This window comes from Candidatus Enterococcus murrayae, from assembly GCF_017315985.1.
GTDB classification, from domain to species: domain Bacteria; phylum Bacillota; class Bacilli; order Lactobacillales; family Enterococcaceae; genus Enterococcus_A; species Enterococcus_A murrayae.
This window is the reverse complement of sequence record NZ_JAFLVR010000100.1, coordinates 1-4,331: the sequence shown is the minus strand read 5'-3', so window position 1 is coordinate 4,331 and position 4,331 is coordinate 1. Positions and strand designations below refer to the sequence as shown.

At 42.2% G+C, this 4,331-nt stretch carries 3 protein-coding genes; all 3 read right to left on the bottom strand.

Annotation, left to right across the window (positions count from 1 at the left end):
- Positions 1 to 27 precede the first annotated feature (27 nt).
- Genes JZO85_RS22980 through JZO85_RS22970 form a run of 3 tightly spaced genes read right to left on the bottom strand, consistent with a single transcriptional unit; the run spans position 28 to position 3,972 of the window.
- Entirely contained in the window at positions 28 to 1,452 is a 1,425-nt protein-coding gene (locus JZO85_RS22980; protein ID WP_207110837.1) for an immunoglobulin-like domain-containing protein, read from the bottom strand.
- A gap of 46 nt (positions 1,453 to 1,498) precedes the next feature.
- Complete coding sequence (locus JZO85_RS22975) at positions 1,499 to 1,891, bottom strand: hypothetical protein (protein ID WP_207110836.1); 393 nt, start codon at positions 1,889 to 1,891, stop codon at positions 1,499 to 1,501.
- 59 nt (positions 1,892 to 1,950) lie between these two features.
- Entirely contained in the window at positions 1,951 to 3,972 is a 2,022-nt protein-coding gene (locus tag JZO85_RS22970) for an LPXTG cell wall anchor domain-containing protein (protein ID WP_207110835.1), read from the bottom strand.
- Positions 3,973 to 4,331 lie beyond the last annotated feature (359 nt).

Below are 4,331 nucleotides of genomic sequence, written 5' to 3'. Positions count from 1 at the left end.
AGATAACTTCTATGCTTTTCTTCATTATTATTGCTGCACTTTTTTCTTAATTGCAGAAAAGGCCACGATACCTACCAAAGCCATTCCAAAAAGAATCAGATTGAGGTCACTTGTTTTCGAGCCTGTTTTAGGCAAGCTTTTCACTGCTGCATTATTTGCAGAAGTCGGTGCTGTCTTTTTCACATTCGTTGTCGGAGTAGATGTCATAGGGACCGTTTCTTTTTCTTTTACTGTAAGTGTGATCGTTTTTTGAGCAGTCAATTCAGCTTGAGTTGCTTCATCTATTCTCGATGCCGTGTAACGAATCTTGTAGCTACCAGCCTGTTTCAAGCGATTGGATTCATTATTGACTAAGATCGAATCATCCAAAACTTCAAAGATAACTTTATCCGCATGAGTCGTTTTTGCCCAACCTAGAATGATTTCCTTGGTCAAAACATCTCCTACATATAATAGCTGATCATTTGCTTGAATCGTCGGTGCATCAAGCGTTTTTTTCTTGATTACAGTGACGTAGGAAGTATGCTCCAATGTTTCACCCAATGAATTCGTCAGACGGTATAGAATCGAATATTTTCCTGGTACAGAAACATCTAAATCCGTCTTCAGTACTTTGATCCCTATGCCAGACTCTGCGTCGTAGCCTTCCAAACGCTTCTCTTTTCCCTGACTGTCGATTTCATAGGCTTCAATGTATTTCAAAAAATCTATACCATCTTCATAGATGGATCCGCCATAAGTGTATCGTTCCTTTGGCTCAACGACCCGAATGCCGCTGAAAACAGTAATGTTCACCGTACTAGAGAAGTTCACTCCATCAGGCATCGTTAGTGAAAATTTTATTGGAGAAGTTCCTAATTTCGTTGCTCGCTCTTCTCCTTCAACAGCAACCTTAACCCCTGTATTCGCAATTGTTTGATTCTCATTGTTTTTGATAACAACACGTTTAAGGATCTCATCACTATACTTGGCATTCTTCGGTAAAGAAAAAGCTGAAAGCTCTGCTCGATAGCTAGTCGCCTCTTTCGGCTGTACATCGATGGAAACAGACTTTTCTGATTTTTTCCCTTGAGAATTAACCACCGAATAAGTAAGTTTGTAGGTTCCAGCTTTACTTGTATCCACCTTGCCAGTTACTTCTACCTTATTAGTCAAAACACCGTCTTTCGCATCAGTGGCCGTTACTCCGGCTTTGGGATCAAACACCTGTTTTAATGCTAGTGTTTGATTTTTCACTCCAATAATTTTGGGAAGTGACTCCTCGCTTTCCTTTGTGCTGCTTTCAGTTGTTTGACTCGTTGACTGATGCAAAACAGGATTCGACGTACTTTCAACAACACTACTGCTCTCTTGCATTACTTTCTGCTCTGCAGCAATGCTCGTTTGACTCTGATATATCCCCAACATGAGGGATGACACGAATAATGTCATTACCAAATGTTTCTTTTTCATTCTTCTCAACCTCCAAAAAATCGATTTCTCTTCAAACGTAATAACGCTATTGTTCGTTTAAAACCGTCCAGCTGCCCGCTTTACTTTGGCCTGCCTTTTTCTCTGCTTCTACTGCTCGTGCGTAGACAACGGACATTTCTTCTGCAGAGTCGCAAGCAACCAGCTTTTCTACCCACTGCGCTTTCTCAGACATCGGCAGGTATCTGAGCTCATTGATTTTCCAGATAGAAGCCTCTAAGGTCTGAAAAAGTGATTTTTGTTTAGCATAGAGCTGCTGTTCACCCAATTCGATGACTTTTAGCAGCTTTCGAAGCTCTGCCTTATTCTTGCATTGAGCTGCTTGCTTTTGATAAACGGACTTGGTTTCGTCTGATGTAAACGTTAATGATTTTATTTTTGCTTGAACCTCTTTTCGAAATGAAGACCCGCCTTTTTTCATTTTTCTCGCCACATTTCTTTTTAAAATAAACACTGAGACAAGGTCTCAGTGTTCAGCTACTAAACAGCATATTTTTTCTTTAATAGAGCTGCTCCGGAAATGGTGATTAAGCCCAAGCCCATCAATACAGCAGCCAAGTTCTCAGCATCGCCTGTTTGCGGCAATTGTCCGCTAGTCGCAGGGACAGCCTTCTTGTATTCTTTGATGTAGATATTTTTTTGCTGCGAAATGAAAACATTGCTGCCAGTCACAGATAAAAGCGCATAAGCATCTTCATAGCCTTGCTGATAGCTGATGCTCATTCCAGCATTGTTGGCTTTCAGCTTGCCTGTTCTAGCATCGTTCGCTCCTGCTCGTAATCCAGCCAAACGATCCTCTGCCATTTTCAATGCGGCTTCATTCTTAGCTACTTCTGCTTTTGCGGCATCAATTTTTGCTTTCGCATCCGCCTTGACCGCTTCAAGATTTTTCTTAGCAGAAGCAACTGCTGCTTCGAGTTCTTTTACCGCTTTTTCCGCGTCAGTCAATGCTTTTTGTGCTTCAGCAACTGCTTCTTGCTGTGTCTTCAATTTTGCTTCAGATTCTCGAATCGTCTCATTTGAAAAATCAATAACCAGCTGCTGTTCCTGCCGCACTGCATGATATTCCTTCTCTTTTTCTTCAAGCAGCAAGTTGGCTGTTTGGAATACTGATTCCGCTTTTTCAACAGCTTCTAAGCTTTTTGCAATAGCCGCTTCAGCCTTTTCGATAACTTCCTGCTGTTCGGCAGCGACAGTCGCCTTATTCACTTCCGCCTTGTTCATCTCAGCCAGCTTTTGTTCTTGATCGAGGTTTGCCGACTGAACATTGTTTTCTGCTTCGGTAATCAATGCCTCTTTATTTGCCATCATTTCCTCCGCCGCAGCGATTTTTTCATCAGCTGCTTTGTTTGTTGCCTCCTGTTGAGTCACGCTCGCTTGATACGCTGTTTCAGCTGCTGCAATTTCAGCAAGGGCTGCCTCTGCTTGAGCTTTAGCCGTTGAATAATTGGTTAATGCTTGTGCTGTTTCAGCCGCCAGTGTATTCTTCTCATCCTGTGAGTACTGCAGCATCGCCTGATATCCCGCTAATTTCGACTGTTCAGCAGCATAGCCAGCATCACCTGAATTCATACTTGCCAATAAAGCCTCTTGAACAGCGATCAAAGCCTCCGCATTGGAAATCTCTTGATTTAGCATTGGAAGCTTGCTTGCCTCCGCTGCTTCAGCCGTTTCATAAGCCGTTTTAGCTTGACTAGCTGCCGCTTCTAAAACAGGGTGATTTGCTTGCGCTTCGCCTGAACGAATCAATGCATCCTCTACCGCATGTTGAGCTGCTGCTTTTTCGTTATTCGCCTGATTGATCACATTTGGTTGATCATTGATTTCATTAATCCGCTCCGCTAGAGTATTTTCAGCAGCTTGTACCGCCGCTTCTGATTGCTCGAAGGCCGTTTTGCTTTGCTGATAATCTGCCTCCGCTTGATCGATTTTCGCTTGAGCCTGATCAATGATCGCTTGCTGCTTCGTTTGTTCTTCCTGATGAGCAGCAACCGTATCGTTAACCTCCGCTTCCGCTTTTGCAGCGGCCTCTTTTGCAGCCAGGTAAGGCTCCTCTTTTTCTTTGATGCGTTTTTCAGCAGTTGCGATTTCAGCCTCAGCCATTGCCACGGTGTCATCGTGTCGAGCCTGAACCTCGGCTAATTTCTCCTGTTCCTTCTTCAAAGTTTCTTTTGCAGTTGCAACTGTTGCTTCAGCCGCCTTTAAAGCTGCCTGCTGCGCAGCAACTTCTTTTTCAGCCCCAGCAATTTCCAGCTTAGCAGCAGCTTCCAATTTAGCCAGTGTATCATTCGCCGCCTGTAAATCCTGCTTCGCCTTTTCAACGGCTGAAATTGCCGCCTGTTCCAGTGCTTGATATTTGACCTCATCGAAGCTTCTTTGAACCTTCTGCTGTGTCGTTGCCGTCTGCTCTACTTGCTCCCCATGCGCTTGTAACGGGGCTGCCGCAACAGAACCCATTGTTGCTGAAACGACCAACGATTGAACCAAAACCTTCTTCTTCAAAATCACACTCTCCTTTAAATGTAAGTCTGGATACCTCATTCTCCGAATTTGAAAAGCTTCCAGATGCATATACCGATCAGAAGTCCTTCATTTTCTTTCTTTTTTCGTACAATTACTTACTATCCACCGATTAATATAAGTAAAGCCCGGAGAATTAATGCGTGTTATTATATTCGTTTTATTAATTCCATTATTTTTTTATAACAAAAGATTTTTTTAGTAACACAAGGAACAAACAAAACAGATTCAATAACAAATATTATTATATCACCGTTCAACAGAATATAAAACCTTCCTAGGTGTTTTTATTTATTATTTTCTATTATTTGTGTTTTAAATAAATATTTAATAACTTAATA